We start from the raw sequence: 17,723 nt of genomic DNA on the forward strand, positions 1-17,723 counted from the left end.
CGTCCTCCCGTGCCGGAGACGCAGGCGAACACCACGAACGGAGCTCCCGATGACCCGCCTCTTCGACCTCCTGTCACGCGTCCCTCCGCGTGTCACGACGGTGATCCTGCTCGTCCTCGTATGGACGTCGCTGATCTCGTGGGGAGGCATCCTCGGCGAGACGGTGATGCTCTACCCGAACATCTTCCGCGATCCGCCCGCCTCGCTCGACCTCGCCCGCGAGTTCATCGTCGCCGGCGGGCCGTCCGACTTCTTCCCCCCGCTCGGGATGGCCTTCATCCTCGGCGCCGTGGTGACGTCGCTGCTCACCTGGCGGACGCCGGCGGTGCGCTGGTGGATCATCGGCGCCACCGTGGCGTTCGTGTGCGCGGAGTTCGTCTTCTCCGCCGTCTTCTTCTGGCCGCGCAACACGATCATGTTCGTGGACCCGGTCGGCACCCACCCCGCCGGCTACCTCCGCGCCGTCGCCGCCGAGTTCGTCGCCGGGCACTGGGTACGGGTCGCGGGCGGCGCGGTGACCTCGGCGCTGACGTTCACGGGGTTCCTGCGCTGGTACCGGAACCGGGTGACCGCGCCCACCGGAGGGACCGTCCGGGACCGGCGCGGAGTCCCCGCCGGGTGATCCGCGGGGGACCGGGGCAGGGTCGCCGCCCGAACGCGGCGTGAAGCCGTCGGCAGGAATCGGGGCGGAGCCGCCGCCCGGACTCGGCGCGGGGCCGCCGGCAGGACGCGGCCCGAGGTTTCACGTGAAACCTCGGGCCGTCCTCAGTCCTCCGCCTTCCTGCCGTTCACGCCGACGGCGTACCATTCGTCGCCGAAGCTCTCCACATCGTGACCGGTGACGTCACCCGGCCTCTGGTCCCTGACGTAGCGGTAGAGCGGGTGACCTCCGTAGGTCACCTGCCGCGTGCCGTCCGTCCGCCGGACGGTGCCGAGCAGCGACGCCCTGGCTCCGCTTCCGGCCCGCGGCCGGTCCCCGGTGAGGTACGGCGGCCACACCGTGGCGCAGTCGCCGTAGCAGGCGGACCTGCCCCTCCGGTCCTTCTCGAAGAGGTACAGGGTGCGGCCCCCGGAATCCGTCAGCACCTTCCCGAGCCTCGTGTCGCCCAGGCCGACCAGGGACCGGGTCGCCGGCGAGACGGACGGCCCGCCGTAGGTGGGTGACGCCTCGGCCCGTACCGCGGCGTCCGGCCCGGTCGCCCCGGCCTCGCCCGCGCCGCAGCCGGTCGCGAGCAGTCCGAGCGCGAGCACGCCGATGGGGAGTGTTCTCTTCATCTCCGGCCTCCAGGAGAGCGTGGTGGACACTCCCGCCAGGACACAGGTGATCATCCGTCTCCGGAGCCGCGACACGAACCGCTTGGCGATGCCTTTGCCCGGCCCCGCCACCGCTCCCCCGCGGATACGGCAATCGGCAAGCAACCCACGCGGCCTGCGCATCTACCCTGAATGCATGATCTCCAAGGCTGAGTTGTTCGCCGGTACCGCCGCCTACTACGCGCGACACCGTACGGACTACGGGCCGGAGGTCATCGACCACATCGCCGCCGCGTTACCCCTGGACGCCGCGTCGCGGGTTCTGGATCTGGGCTGCGGGCCCGGCACCCTGGCCATCCCCCTCGCGGCCGGGGCCGGCGAGGTCGTGGCCGTCGATCCCAGCGAGGAGATGCTCGCCGAGGGCGCCCGGCACGGCGTCCCCGGGATCCGCTGGGTGCGAGGCGACTCCTCGATGCTCGGCGGGCTGCCGCTCGGCCGGATCGACCACGTCGTCATGGGCCGCTCCTTCCACTGGATGGACCGCGAACGGGTGCTCGACGACCTCGACCGGCTCCTGCCCCCGCACGGCGCGGTCGTCGTCGTCGGTCCCGTCCACGACCCGGAGGATCCCTCCTGGGAACCGGTGGTGCGGGCCGTACGGCGGGACTTCGGGCTGGAGTGGCGGGCGAACAGCGAGTCGTACGAGCAGACCGGGCGGCACCACGACGACGTGCTGCGCGGGTCTCCGTTCCGCCGGATGGAGTCCCGGTGCTTCACCCGCGTGATCCGCCGTTCCACCGAGGACGTCGTGGGCCTGCAGCTGTCGTTCTCCTACTCCTCGCCCGCCCTCCTCGGCGACCGGCTGCCCGCGTTCACCGAGGCGCTGCGTGAGGCGCTGGCCGCGGCGAACCCGGGCGGTGCGGACTGGGAGGATGAGGACATCACCAACGTCCTCATCGCCCGCAGGCCCTGACGCGCCCCGCGGTCCCCGGCCGCCACGGTCCCTGCCGGGGATCCGGGGGATCAGCCGCCGAGGAGCGGAAGGTCGAGCCGGTTCAGCCGGTCGGGATCGGACAGCACGTCGATGGCGGCGACGCGCCCGCCGGTGACGGTGAACGCCATCACGGCCAGCGGCCGCCCGTTCGCGGCGACGACCACCCCGGCGGCCCCGTTGACCAGCGCCGGCCGTACGAACGGGGAGAACCGTCCGAAGGTGACCGCCTGCCCGGCCACGTTCCGCGCACCGCGGAACGTGACGGTGTGGCGGGTGCGTGCCGTGCCGCCGTCGGACCGCAACACGACCTCCGGGTCCAGCACGGCGACGAGCGCGTCGAAGTCGCCGTCGCGGGCGGCCGCGAAGAACGCGTCGACCACGTCGCGTTGCCGGGTGAGGTCGGGGTCGGGCGCCGGGGCCTGCCCGCGCACCCGGCGGCGGGCCCGGCTCGCGAGCTGCCGCGCCGCGGCCGGAGACCGCTCGATCACCGGGGCGATCTCCTCGAACGGCACGGCGAACATGTCGTGCAGCACGAACGCGAGCCGCTCGGCCGGTGACAGCGTCTCCAGCACGACCAGCAGCGCCAGCCCGACCGAGTCGGCCAGCACCGCCTCGCGTTCGGGATCGGTCCCGGACTCCGGGCCGACGATCGGGTCGGGCATGTGCGTCTCGAAGGGGTCCTCGCGCCGCTGCCCGCGTGAGCGCAGCACGTTCAGGCACACCCGCGCCACCACCGTGGTCAGCCACGCGCCGAGGTTATCCACGCCGTCGGCGCCGTCGCGGTCGAGGCGCAGCCACGCCTCCTGCACCGCGTCGTCGGCCTCGCTCACCGAGCCGAGCATCCGGTAGGCGGCCCCCCGCAACCTGGGCCGATGCTCCTCGAAACGCTCGGCCAGCAGATCGCGCCCGTCCACCGTGTCACATTCCTTCCTCGCGGCGTGTCACCACAGTAGACCCGCGGAAGCGGGCCGAAACGCCCGGGAGATCGCCTTCCGGACCGGACGAACGTGGAGAGATCATGACGTCACCCATCCTGGTCACCGGCGGCACCGGCACGCTCGGACGCCTCGTCGTGCCGCTCCTGCGCGACGCGGGCCGCGACGTGCGGGTGCTGAGCCGCCGCGACCGCGAGCCCGCTGACGGCGTCGAGTACGTGACCGGCGACGTGAGCACCGGCGAGGGGCTCGACGCGGCGGTGAAGGGGGGCGGGACCATCGTGCACTGCGCCGGGAGCGCCAAGGGCGACGAGGTCAAGGCCCGGAACCTGGCGCGGGCGGCGGCCGCGGCCGGCGCCGGGCACCTGGTGTACATCTCGGTCGTCGGCGCCGACCGGGTCCCGGTCGTCAGCGGCCTCGACCGCGCCATGTTCGGCTACTTCGCCGCCAAGCGGGAGGCCGAGCGCGTCGTGGCCGGGTCCGGCGTGCCGTGGACCACGCTGCGCGCCACCCAGTTCCACGACTGGATCCTGATGACGCTGGGGCAGATGGCCAAGCTGCCGGTGATGCCGCTCTGGGCCGGCGCCCGGTTCCAGCCGGTCGACGCGGGCGAGGTGGCGGCCCGGCTGGTGGAACTGGCGCTGGGCCGGCCCTCCGGTCTCGTGCCCGACATCGCCGGCCCCCGCGTGTACGGCATGGCCGAACTGGCCCGCGACTACCTGCGGGCCAGCGGCAAGCGCCGGTTGATCATGGAGGTCAGGACCCCCGGGAAGGCCGCGGCCGCCTACCGGGAGGGCGCCAACCTCGCCCCCGACCGAGCCGTCGGCCGCCGCACCTGGGAGGACTTCCTGGCGGAGCGGGTGGGTTAGGTGGGCTCCCGCCGGGGTCGGGCCGGGATCAGGTGGGCGGCGGCCGGGGGTGGTGCCTGCCCCACCCGGGACGCACCGGCCCGCCCGATCGAAAGACGCTGGTCAGCGTCATGGGAGGCGTGCTCGCACGCCCATACCTTCGACGTGTGGAGTCGGCCGTGAGGTCTGCTCCACCTCGATTGAGAACTCAAGCGAGAACACATACGTCAAGGGATGAACACCATGTCAGGTAACCGGAAACGCGTCAGCCGGCGGGGGCTGCTGGTCACGACCGCGATCGCGATGGGAGCGGTCCTCGCCCCCGTGGCGGCCCACGCGGCTCCGGCCGGCACGGCCGGCGGGCAGCAGGACCCGGTCCGCGCGCTGGAGCGGGCGGCCCACCCGCTGCGCTCGACCGAGCCCGGGAGGAACACGGCCGACCTGCGAGCCCTGGGCGCGATGATCGGTGACGCCGAGGTGGTCGGCCTCGGCGAGGCCACCCACGGCTCGCACGAGTTCTTCACCATGAAGGAGCGGGTCTTCCGCTACCTCGTCGAGAAGAAGGGCTTCACCACCTTCGCCCTGGAGCTGAGCTGGTCAGCGGGACTCCAGATCGACGACTACCTCCAGACCGGCAGGGGGAACGCACGCGAGATCGCGAAGAAGGCGCTGGCCGGCTCGCCGTGGGACCGGGAGGAGTTCGTGAGCCTCATCGAGTGGATGCGGGACCACAACCGCCGCCACCCCGGCCGCACCGTCCACTTCATGGGCGACGACCTCGGCGCCCCCAGGCTGGGCGACGAGTTCTTCGGCCGGGTGACCGGCTACGTGCGAAAGCACCACCCGGAGTCGCTGCCGCGGATCGACGAGCTCTACACCGGCCTGCGCCCGATCGACGACGTCTTCGCCTACCTGGGCAAGCCGCTCGCGGAACGACAGCGGCTCGCCGCCAGGGCACAGCGGGCTCTGGAACTGATCAGCAGCCGGAAGGGCCCCGGCGGGGACGAGTTCGAATGGGCCGAGCAGAACGCCCGATCCATCGCCCAGACCGCTGAATTCCTCACCATGGACGTCAAGGACCCGGGCTCGGTGGCCGCCTCCCAGCGTTTCCGTGACCAGGTGATGGCCCGGAACATCATCTGGTGGCAGCGGCGCACCGGCGACAGGATCCTTCTGTCGGCGCAGAACGACCACGTCGGATACGCGGCCGGCGATCCCAAGCTGTATCCCAAGACGCAGGGGTCGTTCCTGCGCGACACACTGGGCGGGAAGTACCTCTCCGTCGGCTTCACCTTCGGCCGGGGCTCCTTCCTGTCGAAGGACGCCGCTCTCGGCGGCGACTGGAAGAAGTTCACCGTGGGCGCGGCCAAGCCCGGCATGAACGAGTACACCCTCGACAAGGTCCGTCACCAGGACTACTACCTCGACATCCGCGACGCCCCGGCCGCGGCGCGCGCCTGGCTGGACGTCGCCCGCCCCACGCGCAACATCGGCACGCAGTACCCCTACCCGCTCGTCGACATCGCGGCCGCCCGCTCCTTCGACGCCCTCATCCACCTCCACGACGTCAGGGAGGCCGACAAGCCGAAGCCGTGACGGCCCGCTTCCGGATGAGCCGTCCGGCCCCTCCTGACGTGCGGGGAGAAGATCTCCCGCTTCGGGGGCGCGGGAGGCCGGGCCCCGCCGTACCGCCTCGGACCACGGCGGAGCCGGGCGGCGGCCGGCGCCGTTCCACCGGGCCGTTCAACCACTGCCGGACCGTTCAACCGTCGCCGGACCGTTCAACCGTCGCCGGACCGTTCAATCGCTGCCGGGCCGCTCCGCCGTCAGGTAGGCGCGTACCGCGTGGTCGTAGCGGGCCCGGTCGACGTTCCACGCCTCGGTGTGCTCGCCCCGCGCGAACTCCTCGAAGGTGATGTCCCAGTTCAGCCGGCGGCCCGTGGCCACCAGGCCCCGGGCCTCCTCGATCGGGTGATCGGTGTCAGGGGTGGTGTGGATCAGCAGCAGCGGCGGCCTGACCTTCGGCGGGTGGCGGATGAGGCTGAGCCGGTCCACCTCCACACCGGTCCTCCACCGGGTGACCTGGTTCGACAGCGGGACGACGAACGCGGGCAGGTGGTGGTTCTTCGCACCCTGCTCGGCCGTCATCCGCACATCGATCATCGGCGCGTCCATGATCACCTTGTTGACCAGGCCGGCCAGTCCCGACCTGGCCAGGAACTGGCCGATGATCTGTCCGCCCATCGACGTTCCGTACAGCACGAACCGCCTGGCCCCCAGCTGCCGCGCCCTGCGCAGCGCGGCCTCCAGGTCGCGCCACTCCGAGTCACCGAGGTGGAGGAGCCCGTCGGGGGAGGGCGGCGCGCCCTCGTCGTTGCGGTAGCTGATGTCCAGGAAGGGCAGTCCGAGGTCGTGCACGACGGGAAGGACCTTCAGTTCGGCCTTGCGCCGCCCGTTCTGCCCGTGCACGGCGACGAACCAGGTGGTCCCCCTGCCGGGCACGTACCAGGCGGGGGCGGGGCCCAGCTCGGTCGGGACCATGATCTCGGAGAAGCCGATGCCCCAGGCCACTTCGGGATCGCCCGGTGGGACGTTGCCGAAGTATCCCGGCGTCCCCAGGGAGGGCACGGGTCCGCGCAGCACCCGGCGCGTGACCTTCCCGGGTGACCGCGCCACGATGTCGCCCAGCATCGTGTGCGCGCCCGTCCACTCCAGCCAGTAGGTGCCGGGTTTGGTCGTCTGGTGCGTCTCGGTCAGCGTGACCGTCCCGCCCCCCACGGTTCCGTCCCCCACGGCGAGAACGCTGGTGTTGCTCTCGCCGTAGTGGACGACCTTCACGCCGGCCTCGCTGCCGAACCAGGCGCCGGACGCGACCGCGCCTGCCACCAGGACCAGCACGACGACCAGGGCCCCCCTGAACACCAGGGCCTTCCTAGACGCTGAGGCCATTGAGGTTCCTCCGTATGTTCCGCTCGCACAGGTCTTGCGAAGGCGGGCTCGTCCGGTCCGATGCGCCCCCCGAGGTAGAGCCGGACCAGCCCCTGGGTGGCCGAGGTCAATGCCAGGGCGGCCTCCAGCGGAACATCCGTACGCCGGGTTCCGCCATGTATACAACGTACACCATATGGTTAACGACGTATACCTCCGAGGGATCGGACGGCCGGGATCATGCGCCGCCACTCCGGCGGCCCGCCGCCGGCGCCCCGGCCCCCGCCAGGGCAGGAACCGGCACCGACGGCGGCACGTCCGCCCCGAGGCCGTTCCGTCCGCCCGCCGGAGTCGGAATCCTCGGTTCTGTCGGTGCCGCCTGCGAGGATCTCCCCATGCCGACGACAGACCTCGCACCCATCGCCGCCTTCTGGGACACCGTGGCGGACGCCTTCGACGACGAGGCCGACCACGGTCTCCGGGATCGGCGGGTGCGTGACGCGTGGACCCGGCGGCTCGCCGAGTGGCTTCCCGACGGCCCCGCCGACATCCTCGACCTGGGCTGCGGGACCGGCTCGCTGACCCTGCTCCTCGCCGAGCTGGGGCACCGTCCCACCGGGGTCGACCTGTCGCCCCGGATGATCGAGCAGGCCGGGCGCAAGCTGTCCGCGGCGGGCTTCGACGTGCCCTTCATGGTCGGTGACGCGGGCAACCCGCCCGTCGCCGCCTACGACACCTTCGACGCGATCCTCGTCCGGCACCTCGTCTGGACGCTCCCCGACCCGAGGGAGGCCCTCGACCGCTGGCTCGGCCTGCTCGCCCCCGGGGGGCGGCTCATCCTCGTGGAGGGCCGCTGGAACGCCTCGGGCGGCGACGCCCCCTACGCGTCCGACTCCCCGCCGCTGCCCTGGCTCGGCGGCGTCCCCGCCTCACGGCTGGTCGAGACGCTGGAGCCTCGGGCCCGGGTCGTCCACGTCGAGCAGCTCACCGATCCGGCACTGTGGGGCAAGCCGATCGACGACGAGAGGTACGTCGTGATCGCTCACCCGGGGCCCGCCGCATGAACCGGCCGGCGGGAGGGCCGGAAAAGGACTCCGCCGCGTGGGTTCCGGCCCTCATCCCCTCACCCGCGCAGAGCCGCACGATGACTTTCATCCGCGTACAGGCACCAGGCGCCCATGGGACCGAATTCTCGTTTGGGTAAAGGATCAGGTTCTGCCATGTTGGGGACGGCACACCGAACCAACCGTTCCACGATCGGGAGGCCCTCATGAGTCCCAGTCCGCGCGAGGTCTTCCTCCGTCTCGTCCACGGTGTGGCCGAAGGCCGCTCCGATGAACTGCCGGACCTGTATGCGGATGTCACCGACGTCCGGCACCCGATGGCGACACCTGAGTCCGAGCCGTTGACGAGCCGGAGTGCGCTCCGGGAACACTTCACCATCCCGGCCGGAGTGTCGCTCCCCGAGAGGCGGGTCGTCGACGTCGTCGTTCACGAGACCGCGGACCCCGAGGTGATCGTCGCCGAGTTCGCCTACGAGTTCCCGAAGGCCGACGGCTCGGCGACCAAGGTCCCCTGCGTCTTCGTCATGCGCGTCCGGAACGGCGAGATCATCGAGTCACGCGACTACATCGACCCGATCCGATCCGCCCGGGCGCGCGGTCGCGTCGACGCCCTGGCGGCGGCACTCCGTACGGACACGCCCGCGTAGCGGACGGCCGCCGGCCACCGCCCCGGCCCGCCGCTCATCGCGGCGGTCCGCGTGACCGCCGCGATGAGCGGCTGGTCATCCTATGAGGCGTCGTGGACGACCAGGGCCAGCTGGACGCGGTTGTCCAGGCCCGACTTGGTGAGGATGCGGGAGATGTAGCCCTTGACCGTGCCCACACTCATGTGCAGCTCACCGGCGATGACGGCGTTGGTCTTGCCCTGCCCGACCGCGAGCGCCACCTCTCGCTCGCGGTCGCTGAGCGTCGCCAGCACCCGCCGGGCGTCGGCCCGCCGGTGGTCGTCCTCCTCGGGCAGCAGACGGTCGATCAGCCGCCGGGTGACGCTCGGCGACAGGCTGGGCTCGCCCGCGACCACGCGCCGGATCGCCTCGACGATCCCCTCGGGCGGCGTGTCCTTCAGCAGGAACCCACTGGCTCCCGCGCGCAGCGCCCGGAAAACGTGCTCGTCGGCGTCGAACGTGGTCAGGATGATGACCTCCGGCGCGTCCTGACGGGCGCGCAACCTGCGGGTCGCGTCGATGCCGTCGACGCCGGCCATCCGGATGTCCATCAGCACCACGTCGGGAGAGTGCTCGCCGACCGCGGCCTGGACCTGCGCGCCGTCGGCCACCGCGCCCACCACCCGGAGGGAGGGTGCACCCCTGAGCATCAGCGCCAGCCCGGCGCGGACGAGCGCGTCGTCGTCGACGATGAGCACCCGGATCGCGGCGGGCTCGCCTCCAGGCCCGTCTCCGGGCCCGCCGGAGGACGCACCCGCGGATCCGCTCGCGGGCGAACCCACGGACGCACCGGCGGATCCGCTCGCGACCTCATCCACGGACCCGCTCGCATATCCGCTCCCGGACGAGACCGCGGGACCGTTCACCGGCTCACTCATGGGGCCGCTCACGTGGCCATGGTAACCGCGCCGCCAGCCGGAACCCGCCGTCGCCGGTGCGTCCCCGTTCCAGGCGCCCGCCCGCCAGCGAGACCCGTTCCTCCAGCCCGGCCAGCCCGGCTCCGGCCCCGGTGGCGGCCAGCCCCGCCGCCTCCCATCCGGCGGGCAGCGGGTTGCGCACCTCGACCGTCAGCTCGCCGCCGGCCGCGCCGGAGACCACGACGGTGACGGGCCTGCCGGGCGCGTGCTTGCGCGCGTTGGTCAGCCCCTCCTGCACGACGCGGTACGCGGTGCGCCGGGTCGTCTCCGGCAGGTCGGCGAAGCGTACGTCGTGTTCGCGCAGCTCGATGCGCATCCCGGCCCGCCGCGACTCCTCCACCAGCGGTGCGAGCCCGGTCAGCGGAAGCTCGGCCGACGGGCTCCCACGCAGCACGGAGATGACCGCGCGCAGCTCCTGTAGGGCCTGGTGGGCGCTGGCCCGGATCACTCCGGCCGCGTCGGCGACCTCGTCCGGCCTGGCGCCGGCGTTGAACTCCAGTGCCCCGGCGTGCACCGCCAGCAGCGACAACCGGTGGGCGAGCACGTCGTGCATCTCGCGGGCTATGCCGAGGCGTTCGGCGTGGCGGGCCTCCTCCTCGCGCAGCCGCTGGTCGGCCTCGGCGCGGCGGGCCCGTTCCGCCAGTGACGCCAGCAGTTCCCGCCGGGTCCTGGCCAGGATGCCCCAGCCGGTGATCGCCCCGCCGAACAGCACGCCGACCAGCGCCCACACCGGGTACGGCGCCAGCCCGGGTGGCCGCCAGGCGAACCTGACCAGCGTCGCCGCCACCCACGCCGCTCCCACCGCGACGGCCGCGGGCGGTCGCCGGTACAGCGCCGTGAAGATCGTGGCGATCCCCGCGGCCACCGACGCGGCCGCGGCCGGGACGGACAGCGCGATGACGGCCAGCGGGGCGGCCACCGGCCACCGGCGGCACAGCCATATCCCCGCGCACGCCAGGACCCCGCCGGCCACGTCGGCCCACAGGTGCCAGCCGGGTGCCCCCGGGGTCAGATCTCCCGACACCACCGCGACGGCCCCGGCCACGGCGAGCACCACGCCGCCGACCCTGACCGTCAGGTCACGCCGCGACCGCCCCGGCCCCTGCCGCCAGTCCTCCCCCGGGCGCAGGCGGCTCCCGGCCTCGCCGCGGCTCTCATTCCTGCCCTGCGCTGCGAACACAACCGCAGATCGTATTCGCCGCCCTTCCGCCTGGTAAGCAACCAAGGTCGCCGTCGCCGCCCCCGTCATGGCAACCAAAGTCACCGTCCGGGAACGACCGAAGAGGCCGAGGACCGGCCTGACGGCAGCAGCGCGCCGTACCCGCCGCGGGAGACCGTGGACGCATGGTCTCCTCACGAGCACGCGGCCGGTGGGCCGCACTCCTGCTGGCCGGGCTCACCCCGGTCGTCGCCGAGCTCACGCTCGGCAATCCGCCCCTCCGCCAGGCGTGGCTGCTCCTGCTGTGGGTGCCGATCTACGGCGCCGGCACCGTACTGATCCGCGAGCTGGTACGCCGTACCGGCCGGGGCCGGGCCGCCGTCCTGCTGCTCGGGGCGGCGTACGGGATCGTGGAGGAAGGGCTGGCGCTGCAGGCGCTCACCAGCCCCACCATCTACGGCGTGGCCGGCTGGGCGCCCAGGATCCTCGGCCTCAACAGCGCCTACATCGAACTGAACATCCCCTACCACGCGGTCTTCAGCGTGGCGCTGCCGATCCTGCTGGTGGATCTCGTCGTCCCGGATCTCCGCCGTCGGCCCTACCTGGGGCGTACCGGACTGGTCGTGGCGGGGGCGGTGTTCGTGCTGGGCGCCCTGCTGCTGCGGTGGACGACGGTCTTCATCGACCCCGGCTATCAGGCGCCGCCGCCGGTACTCGCGGCGTTCGCGCTGGCGATCGCGGTACTCACGCTGCTCGCGCTGCGGTTCGTCCCCCGCCCGCCGGGCCCGCCGCCCGCCGCGCCTCCGACGGTTTTCGCGTCACCGGCCGTCGCACCCCGGACGATTCCCGCGTCACCGGCCGTCGCGCCCCAGGTCGTTCCCGCGCCGCCGGCCGTCGCGCCCCGGGTCGTTCCCGCGCCGCCGATCGTGGCGTGCCTGGCGGGGGTGGCGGCGTTCGGATACCTCGCGTTGCTGTTCCCCTTCGGCGGCGCCCGGCATCCGGCCTTCACCGAGGGCGGCTGGGTGGTGGTCCCGATGGCGGCGGCGGCGCTCCTGGCGGTGGCGGCGGGGGTGCTGCTGCGTCGATGGACGGCGCGCGGCGAATGGCGCGACCGGCACAGCCTTGCGCTGGCCTCCGGGGCACTCGTGGCGCACACCGCGTTCGGAGTGATCGCCAACGGCGAGACCACCACCGACCGTGTGTCGCTGGCCGCGCTGGGACTCGTCATGGTCGGCCTGCTGGCCCTGCTCGCCCGGCGTACGCGGTGACCACTGCGACGGCGCCGGACACCCCGGACCCCGGGTGACGACCACCCCGCCAATCACGGCCTCGCGTCCCGCTCCGGATCAGGGCGTACGCCTGGATGGGATCTCCCCGTCGGCCGGCCGGGACGGCGCGGCGGTGACCGAACCGGTCCGCGGGAAGCGGGAAGCAGGTGCGGCCCCGTACCCCGGGAGAGCGCACATGGCCGGAGGTCGGACCCTCAGGAGATGAGATCAGAGGGTCTGAACGCCCAGAAGCCCCCCGCGATCCCGCGGAGGGCTTCTGGCCTGGAGCCGCCTTCGGGCTTCGAACCCGAGGTCCCTTCATCACGAGTTGGCACACGATCGTTCGGGAGCGTCCACCGCCGTCTTCCGGTCCTGGCCGGACAGGCTCTGTGAGGACTGTCGGTTCATGGCCGTCCAAACCTGCGGTCGGCATCCGCGTCAGCAAGGTCACGCAGATGATGTCGGGTCAGGTCTGAGGCTGAGCGTCCTTCACCCGGTCGCGCACCACCGCGGCGCCCAGCCAGCGGTCATGAAGAACCCGGCCTTCGGGATCGAAGAGCGTCCACAGCCCGACCGCGAGGAGACACCACAGCCCGACGTCGGGAACGAAGACGAGAAGGGGGAAGACCAGCGTGCGGAGCGCAGCTCTGCCCGCACCCAGCCGTCTGCCCGTCCGCGCGGCGACGACGCGAAGGCCCAGCAGTCGCTTTCCGAGCGTCCGCCCCCACAGAGCATGCTGCATCCAGACATAGAGGAACACTCCAGCCAGGACAGCCAGCTCCGCGGATCTCGGGTTGCTCCGGAACACGTACGCGTCGGCCCGCTCCAGAAGCCCGGCTCCCATATGGGCTTTGAAGCCCATGCCGATCAAGGGCCAGGCCGCCCCCACGACGACGCTGAGGAACAGGACAACGATCAAATAATCGGCCAGGGCCGCCACCGGTCGCCGCCACACCGTCCCGGCCTGCGACTCACCCGGCTCGTCCGCGGTGACGGACCGCACCGTCCGCGACGCGGCGAACACCAGCGCCGCGGCCACCAGAAGACACAGCTGGTTGATCCCCCACCCATCGGCCACCCCTGTGAACCAGTCGGCGCTGAACAGCGGGGTGTCATCACAGCCTCTCCGATCGCTGTGCAACGAGGCGAGAGGTTCGATGACCGCGATCAGGACGAGGAGCCCCGCAACCCGCCGGCCCGTCAACCCGGGTTCCCTGTGGCCCAGACACGCGAGGAGGCCGATAAGGATCACGAGGGCCGGAAACGCCCAGCCCTCCGTGATCTCCATGACCGCTTCGAGATCACGGCGCAGCGGAGCAAGCGGCGACAGCGTCGCTCCACCGTTGTACAGGCACACGAGCCCGTAGATGTCGTTTTCATGGGTCCGAGTGAGCTCTTCGAGCTCGAGCCGCTCAGACCGCAGCTCCCAGGTCGGGAAGGCGGCGATGGCGGCAGCCGTCACCCACGCCGACAGCGCTGGCCACGATAGCCGGGACAACTGCGGCAAGGTGATCCTTTCGCTCTGGGAGCGACACCTTACCGATGCGGCAGACATACGGTGACCGGGCCTGGCACCACAGTATTAGCAAGAGGCCCCCACCGGATACCGGTGAGGGCCTCTGACCTGGAGCCGCCTTCGGGATTCGAACCCGAGACCCCTTCATTACGAGTGAAGTGCTCTGGCCGACTGAGCTAAGGCGGCATGTCACGCAGGGATCGCATGACCTTTGACAGTCTACAGGTTTCGCGGAGCTCTCGCGCCCGCCGATTCGGCCGGCTCTCACGCGTCGTCGACGCCGTCCGGGCCGGTTCGGCACGGATGGCGGATCCTCCGGCCGCGCCGGTCCGGCGCGGGGGTGGGCCCGCGGCGGACCGGCGCGGTGTCCGGGTGCGGTGGGAGGCATCCGGACGCCGCCGCGACAGGCATGTGTCGCGAGAACCGGGAGGAATCAGCCGATCTGGAAGTAGGGGTTACGAGCCTTGAAGGTGCACTCGCCCACGAACTTGACCGTCTTGCCGGGCTTAATGCTCTTCCACCCGGTGTGGTACTGCTTCGAACCGTTGCCGATCGCGTTGACGCACCAGTAGACCAGGCGCGCCTTGCCGGTCTTGTTCCCCTTGTTCTTGCACTTGCCCCAGACGGTGGTGTTGCCGGTCCCGGGGGAGTTGCAGGACACCTTCGCGGCCCTGGCGGTGGACGCGCCGGTCTCCGCGGCCTGGGCGGTGCCGCCGAGCGGCACCAGCACGGAAATGACACCCGCCGCGACGGCCAGCGAACGGATCTTCTTGGTCATGACAGATTCTCCTTCGTGGTCGGATGACGACGTCTGCGATCCGGAGGCGCTCGATCTCACACGACCGGTGGAACGGCCGGGAACACGGCGGGAAGCACGGCCGGGAGCACGCTCCGGGTCACGTCGCACGGCATCCCGGAAACCTTGGGGTCCGGGATGCCGACCATCGTGGCACGCGATCCGCCGCCCACGGGAAGGATCTTTGTCCAATTCGGCCCCGCCACCGGACCGTGGACATTGGACAAAAGAAGCCGCAGGTCAGGAGCCCTCCACCTGGACATCCAGGAAGATCGGCCGCTTGGCCGGAAACAGCGCCCGCCCCTGCGCGTCGACCACCTTCCAGTAGATCCGGCAGTTTCCCGGCTCCTCCGGGGCCCGCACCCGCACCGCGATGTCCACGCTCTGTCCGGGAGCCGTGAACGGCATGTCCACCGTCTCCGGGGTCCGGCACGGCCCGGAGTTGATCCGCACCAGGCGTCTCCCCTTCCAGGGGATCCGCCCGGTGTTCCGTATCCGCCACACCTTCCTGAAGGAGGAGCCCCGCCGTACCGTCGAGCCGTCCGGATAGGTGATGTCGCCCATGAACGCGGAGTCGTCCCCGGCGATCGCGCCCTCCGTCGGGACCATGGTCGGCGGCGCGGCCGGTGCCGAGGTCGGAACCGGCGGAGGGTCGCCGTCGCCGCCGTTCGTCGCCGGCCGGGAGACCACCAGGTCGATCACGAAGGCGACGGCGGCGACGGCCGCGGCGACGGTGAGCGCGGCCACGACCCGGATGACACGGCCGCGCCGCGCGAGCCTCGGCGAACGCGTGGACGCGGCCGGAGCCGCCGCGTTCATCACGTCCTCCGCGTCCCCCATATCCCTCGTGTCCTCCGCGAACCCGTCGTCCGCCCCCCTCACGGATCCGCCGTCCGCCCTCACGAGCCCGTCAGCCGCCCGCACGGACCCGTCAGCCGTCTCCGCGCCGGCCGCGTCATCGGCGGCGCCGTCATCGGTGGCATCGGCGCCGGAACCGCCGGTGCCGCCGGCTTCATCGGAGTCGGCATCCCGTGCGCGCTCCCAGAGTTCCCGCCACTCGCGTTCGGTCTCTCCGGGGTCGCGTCCCAGCCGGTCGACCGCGAGGACCCGCACGAACTCCCAGGTCGTCTCCCAGCTCGGCAGCTTCCGCCCCTGTACGGCGCTGGCCAGCGACGACTTCGAAGCCGCCGCCCCGAGCCGGGCGGACATCTCCGCGTAGGAGGGGTCGCCCGCCTCCCGCCTCAGCCGCCAGAGCCGGTCGGCGAACGCCCCCGCCGCGCCCGCACCGGGATCCGGTCGCCTCGCCTGCCGCCCTCGCCGCTTCCCCCGGCCCTGGTCCCGTTCCTCCGGCTTCACGCTCCACCCCGTTCACCGCCGACCATCCGCACCCATACTCGCCGACGCGGCTGCGGCCGCCCCGGCGGGGAATGCCTCCAGAGCACTACAGCAGATCACCGCCGACCGGTTGAGGGCGGGCGCTCCCGCGTTCAGCCGATCCGCGGGCAGCGCGTCCCGTCCCGGGGGACCTTCAGGTCGATCAGGTAGTCGTCCACCAGACGGTCGACGCAGGACGAGCCGGTCAGGTAGGCGGTGTGCCCGTCACCGTCGAAGCCGACCAGCACGCCCGAGGAGAGCTCGTCGGCCAGTGCCCTGGCCCATTCGTACGGCGTGGCCGGGTCGCGCTCGGTGCCGATGACCATGATGGGGGCGGCGCCGGGGGCGTCGGTCCGGTCCAGGGGTTTCCCCTTGACCGGCCAGTAGGCGCAGGGCAGCGACCCCCACGTGACGTAGCGGCCGAACAGCGGCGCCTTCTCCGCCGCCCGGTCCGCCGCCCTGGCGAACGCGGCCGGACCGGCGGGGTAGCGGGCGTCGACGCAGTTGACGGCCATGTTGGCCTCGGTCTGGTTGGAGTAGTCGCCGTCCTCCTTGCGGTCGATCAGCAGATCGGCCATGCGCAGCAGCAGGCTCCCGTCACCCCTGCGCGCCTCGCCCAGCGCCTGGCGGAGCACCGGCCACGCCTGCCGGTCGTAGAGGGGGGTGATCAGGCCCAGTACGGCCCACGCCTCGTTGACCTGGCGGTCGTCGCCGTTCCGGTTCGCGAGCGGATGCCGGTCGGCGCGGTGCAGCAGGTCGGCGACCTCCCGCCGGGCGGACTCCGCCGTACCGGTGAACGGGCAGTCGTCGGCGGTGAGGCAGTCGGCCAGGAAGGCGTCGAGGGCGACCTCGAAGCCGTGGGCCTGGGCGGCGCTCATCGCCATCGGGGACAGCGAGGTGTCCACGGCGCCGTCCAGCACCAGGGCGCGGACCCGGGTGGGGAACAGGTCGGCGTAGACCGCGCCGAGCTGCGTGCCGTACGACTTGCCGAGGTAGGTGAGGCGGCTGTCGCCGAGTACCGCGCGCAGGCGGTCCATGTCGCGGGCCGCGTCGGCCGTGCCGACGTGCGGCAGGAGCCGTCCCGACCTGGCCCGGCAGCCGGCCGCGAACTTCCGCGAGCCCTCCTCCAGGGCCGCGACCTCGGCCGGGGAGTCGGGCGAGGCGTCCAGGCCGGTGTAGGCGTCGAGGTCGCCCGACGACAGGCACCGTACGGGTGAGGAACCGCCGACCCCGCGCGGGTCGAATCCCACCACGTCGAACCGGGCGCGGACCGCGTCGCTCAGCACGGAGCGCGCGCTGCGGGCGTACTCGACGCCCGAGGCGCCCGGACCGCCGGGGTTGACGAGGATCGAGCCGATGCGGCGGCCGGTGGCGGGGAGCCGGATCACACTGATCTCGATGCGCTCGCCGCCCGGCTTTCCGTAGTCCAGCGGCACGGGCAGCTTCGCGCACTCGAAGCCGTCGCCGCAGTCGTTCCACGCGAGGCCGGTGTCCGGCCTGGTCGTCCCGGCGCAGCCGGTGGCGAGGACGGCCAGCGCCGTGAGGACCGCGACGACGGCGGTGGCGGCGCGGGAGGCGGCTGGAACCTCGAAGGGCGGGCGCCCGGCGCGTCTACGCACTGCTTCGTCCTCCAGAACTGGGACGCCGGGTCACCCGGCGAGCCGCGCCCGCCCTCGGGGAAGGAGGATCGCCGCGCCGCGTCCGCACCCGCCCGGACGGGCGGCGAGGACCACGCTAACCCCGCCCGCGACGCCATGGAACACCCGCCCGCGCACCCGCCTTCCGGACCACCCCTTGAGAGGGCGCCGTACGGCGGGCCGGGCGGAGCCCACCACGGCGACGAACGCGGCGCCGTACGGCGGGTATCCCGGCCGATCCCCTGTTTGTCGAGCGATGAGGCGCTTGTTCGGCCCAAAGTAAGGTTTTCCCCAGCCACGCGGGTCACCCTGGGCCGATAACGATGACCGTGGTACGAACATGAACTAATGCATTCTGAGCCTCATTC

At 72.3% G+C, this 17,723-nt stretch carries 16 protein-coding genes and 1 tRNA gene; 7 read left to right on the forward strand and 10 right to left on the reverse strand.

Annotated features, from left to right (window positions below; translation table 11 throughout):
• The first annotated feature begins 49 nt into the window (after nucleotides 1-49).
• Complete coding sequence (locus ACFYSC_RS14860; protein ID WP_389961265.1) at nucleotides 50-622, forward strand: hypothetical protein; 573 nt, start codon at nucleotides 50-52, stop codon at nucleotides 620-622.
• A 143-nt stretch (nucleotides 623-765) separates the two neighbouring features.
• Here ACFYSC_RS14860 and ACFYSC_RS14865 read toward each other — a convergent pair whose 3' ends face one another.
• Nucleotides 766-1,275 carry a hypothetical protein gene (locus ACFYSC_RS14865; protein ID WP_389961267.1) on the reverse strand — a complete coding sequence of 170 codons (510 nt, stop codon included), beginning with the start codon at nucleotides 1,273-1,275 and terminating at the stop codon, nucleotides 766-768.
• A 175-nt stretch (nucleotides 1,276-1,450) separates the two neighbouring features.
• Here ACFYSC_RS14865 and ACFYSC_RS14870 point away from each other — a divergent pair, with 175 nt between their 5' ends.
• The gene (locus ACFYSC_RS14870; protein WP_389961269.1) at nucleotides 1,451-2,227 is read left to right on the forward strand and encodes a class I SAM-dependent methyltransferase; all 777 of its coding nucleotides are present in this window, start codon (nucleotides 1,451-1,453) and stop codon (nucleotides 2,225-2,227) included.
• Nucleotides 2,228-2,277: 50 nt separating this feature from the next.
• Here the strand turns inward: ACFYSC_RS14870 and sigJ are convergent, their stop codons facing one another.
• Nucleotides 2,278-3,162, reverse strand: coding sequence for an RNA polymerase sigma factor SigJ (gene sigJ, locus ACFYSC_RS14875; RefSeq protein WP_389961271.1), 885 nt, complete (start codon nucleotides 3,160-3,162; stop codon nucleotides 2,278-2,280).
• A gap of 104 nt (nucleotides 3,163-3,266) precedes the next feature.
• Between sigJ and ACFYSC_RS14880 the strand changes: the two genes are divergently transcribed.
• Nucleotides 3,267-4,052 carry an SDR family oxidoreductase gene (locus ACFYSC_RS14880; protein WP_389961273.1) on the forward strand — a complete coding sequence of 262 codons (786 nt, stop codon included), beginning with the start codon at nucleotides 3,267-3,269 and terminating at the stop codon, nucleotides 4,050-4,052.
• Nucleotides 4,053-4,274: 222 nt separating this feature from the next.
• Complete coding sequence (locus ACFYSC_RS14885) at nucleotides 4,275-5,627, forward strand: erythromycin esterase family protein (protein ID WP_389961275.1); 1,353 nt, start codon at nucleotides 4,275-4,277, stop codon at nucleotides 5,625-5,627.
• Nucleotides 5,628-5,831: 204 nt separating this feature from the next.
• On the opposite strand, the gene ACFYSC_RS14890 is transcribed toward ACFYSC_RS14885, so the two are convergent.
• A complete protein-coding gene (locus ACFYSC_RS14890; protein WP_389961277.1) occupies nucleotides 5,832-6,980 on the reverse strand; it encodes an alpha/beta hydrolase family protein in 1,149 nt (382 codons plus the stop codon).
• Nucleotides 6,981-7,354: 374 nt separating this feature from the next.
• Here ACFYSC_RS14890 and ACFYSC_RS14895 point away from each other — a divergent pair, with 374 nt between their 5' ends.
• Nucleotides 7,355-8,023, forward strand: coding sequence for a class I SAM-dependent methyltransferase (locus ACFYSC_RS14895; protein ID WP_389961279.1), 669 nt, complete (start codon nucleotides 7,355-7,357; stop codon nucleotides 8,021-8,023).
• A gap of 206 nt (nucleotides 8,024-8,229) precedes the next feature.
• Nucleotides 8,230-8,670 (forward strand): nuclear transport factor 2 family protein, encoded by a 441-nt coding sequence (locus tag ACFYSC_RS14900; RefSeq protein ID WP_389961281.1) that lies wholly within the window; start codon nucleotides 8,230-8,232, stop codon nucleotides 8,668-8,670.
• An 80-nt stretch (nucleotides 8,671-8,750) separates the two neighbouring features.
• On the opposite strand, the gene ACFYSC_RS14905 is transcribed toward ACFYSC_RS14900, so the two are convergent.
• Both ACFYSC_RS14905 and ACFYSC_RS14910 read right to left on the reverse strand, forming a co-directional pair.
• A complete protein-coding gene (locus ACFYSC_RS14905; RefSeq protein ID WP_389961836.1) occupies nucleotides 8,751-9,386 on the reverse strand; it encodes a response regulator in 636 nt (211 codons plus the stop codon).
• Between the two features lie 172 nt (nucleotides 9,387-9,558).
• A complete protein-coding gene (locus ACFYSC_RS14910; protein ID WP_389961283.1) occupies nucleotides 9,559-10,785 on the reverse strand; it encodes a sensor histidine kinase in 1,227 nt (408 codons plus the stop codon).
• Nucleotides 10,786-10,949: 164 nt separating this feature from the next.
• On the opposite strand from ACFYSC_RS14910, the gene ACFYSC_RS14915 reads away from it, so the two are divergent.
• Nucleotides 10,950-12,032: a hypothetical protein gene (locus ACFYSC_RS14915; RefSeq protein ID WP_389961285.1), complete on the forward strand. Its 1,083-nt coding sequence runs from the start codon at nucleotides 10,950-10,952 to the stop codon at nucleotides 12,030-12,032.
• A 466-nt stretch (nucleotides 12,033-12,498) separates the two neighbouring features.
• Here the strand turns inward: ACFYSC_RS14915 and ACFYSC_RS14920 are convergent, their stop codons facing one another.
• The 5 genes from ACFYSC_RS14920 to ACFYSC_RS14940 all read right to left on the reverse strand — a co-directional run bounded on the left by ACFYSC_RS14920 (nucleotide 12,499) and on the right by ACFYSC_RS14940 (nucleotide 17,337).
• Nucleotides 12,499-13,539: an RDD family protein gene (locus ACFYSC_RS14920; RefSeq protein WP_389961287.1), complete on the reverse strand. Its 1,041-nt coding sequence runs from the start codon at nucleotides 13,537-13,539 to the stop codon at nucleotides 12,499-12,501.
• A 118-nt stretch (nucleotides 13,540-13,657) separates the two neighbouring features.
• Nucleotides 13,658-13,734: transfer RNA gene (locus ACFYSC_RS14925), tRNA-Thr, on the reverse strand.
• 247 nt (nucleotides 13,735-13,981) lie between these two features.
• Complete coding sequence (locus tag ACFYSC_RS14930) at nucleotides 13,982-14,326, reverse strand: hypothetical protein (RefSeq protein WP_362932777.1); 345 nt, start codon at nucleotides 14,324-14,326, stop codon at nucleotides 13,982-13,984.
• A gap of 258 nt (nucleotides 14,327-14,584) precedes the next feature.
• Nucleotides 14,585-15,700: an NBR1-Ig-like domain-containing protein gene (locus tag ACFYSC_RS14935; protein WP_389961289.1), complete on the reverse strand. Its 1,116-nt coding sequence runs from the start codon at nucleotides 15,698-15,700 to the stop codon at nucleotides 14,585-14,587.
• A gap of 131 nt (nucleotides 15,701-15,831) precedes the next feature.
• On the reverse strand, nucleotides 15,832-17,337 hold the full coding sequence (locus ACFYSC_RS14940; RefSeq protein ID WP_389961291.1) for an alpha/beta hydrolase: 1,506 nt from the start codon (nucleotides 17,335-17,337) through the stop codon (nucleotides 15,832-15,834).
• Nucleotides 17,338-17,723 lie beyond the last annotated feature (386 nt).

It is taken from the genome of Streptosporangium sp. NPDC004379 (assembly GCF_042873875.1).
GTDB lineage: Bacteria > Actinomycetota > Actinomycetes > Streptosporangiales > Streptosporangiaceae > Streptosporangium.

Coding starts and splice junctions, on each gene's coding strand:
- ACFYSC_RS14895 (WP_389961279.1), top strand. CDS start 7,355: ATGCCGACGACAGACCTCGCACCCATCGCCGCCTTCTGGGACACCGTG.
- ACFYSC_RS14890 (WP_389961277.1), bottom strand. CDS start 6,980: ATGGCCTCAGCGTCTAGGAAGGCCCTGGTGTTCAGGGGGGCCCTGGTC.
- ACFYSC_RS14870 (WP_389961269.1), top strand. CDS start 1,451: ATGATCTCCAAGGCTGAGTTGTTCGCCGGTACCGCCGCCTACTACGCG.
- ACFYSC_RS14885 (WP_389961275.1), top strand. CDS start 4,275: ATGTCAGGTAACCGGAAACGCGTCAGCCGGCGGGGGCTGCTGGTCACG.
- ACFYSC_RS14880 (WP_389961273.1), top strand. CDS start 3,267: ATGACGTCACCCATCCTGGTCACCGGCGGCACCGGCACGCTCGGACGC.
- ACFYSC_RS14860 (WP_389961265.1), top strand. CDS start 50: ATGACCCGCCTCTTCGACCTCCTGTCACGCGTCCCTCCGCGTGTCACG.
- ACFYSC_RS14915 (WP_389961285.1), top strand. CDS start 10,950: ATGGTCTCCTCACGAGCACGCGGCCGGTGGGCCGCACTCCTGCTGGCC.
- ACFYSC_RS14900 (WP_389961281.1), top strand. CDS start 8,230: ATGAGTCCCAGTCCGCGCGAGGTCTTCCTCCGTCTCGTCCACGGTGTG.
- ACFYSC_RS14930 (WP_362932777.1), bottom strand. CDS start 14,326: ATGACCAAGAAGATCCGTTCGCTGGCCGTCGCGGCGGGTGTCATTTCC.
- ACFYSC_RS14865 (WP_389961267.1), bottom strand. CDS start 1,275: ATGAAGAGAACACTCCCCATCGGCGTGCTCGCGCTCGGACTGCTCGCG.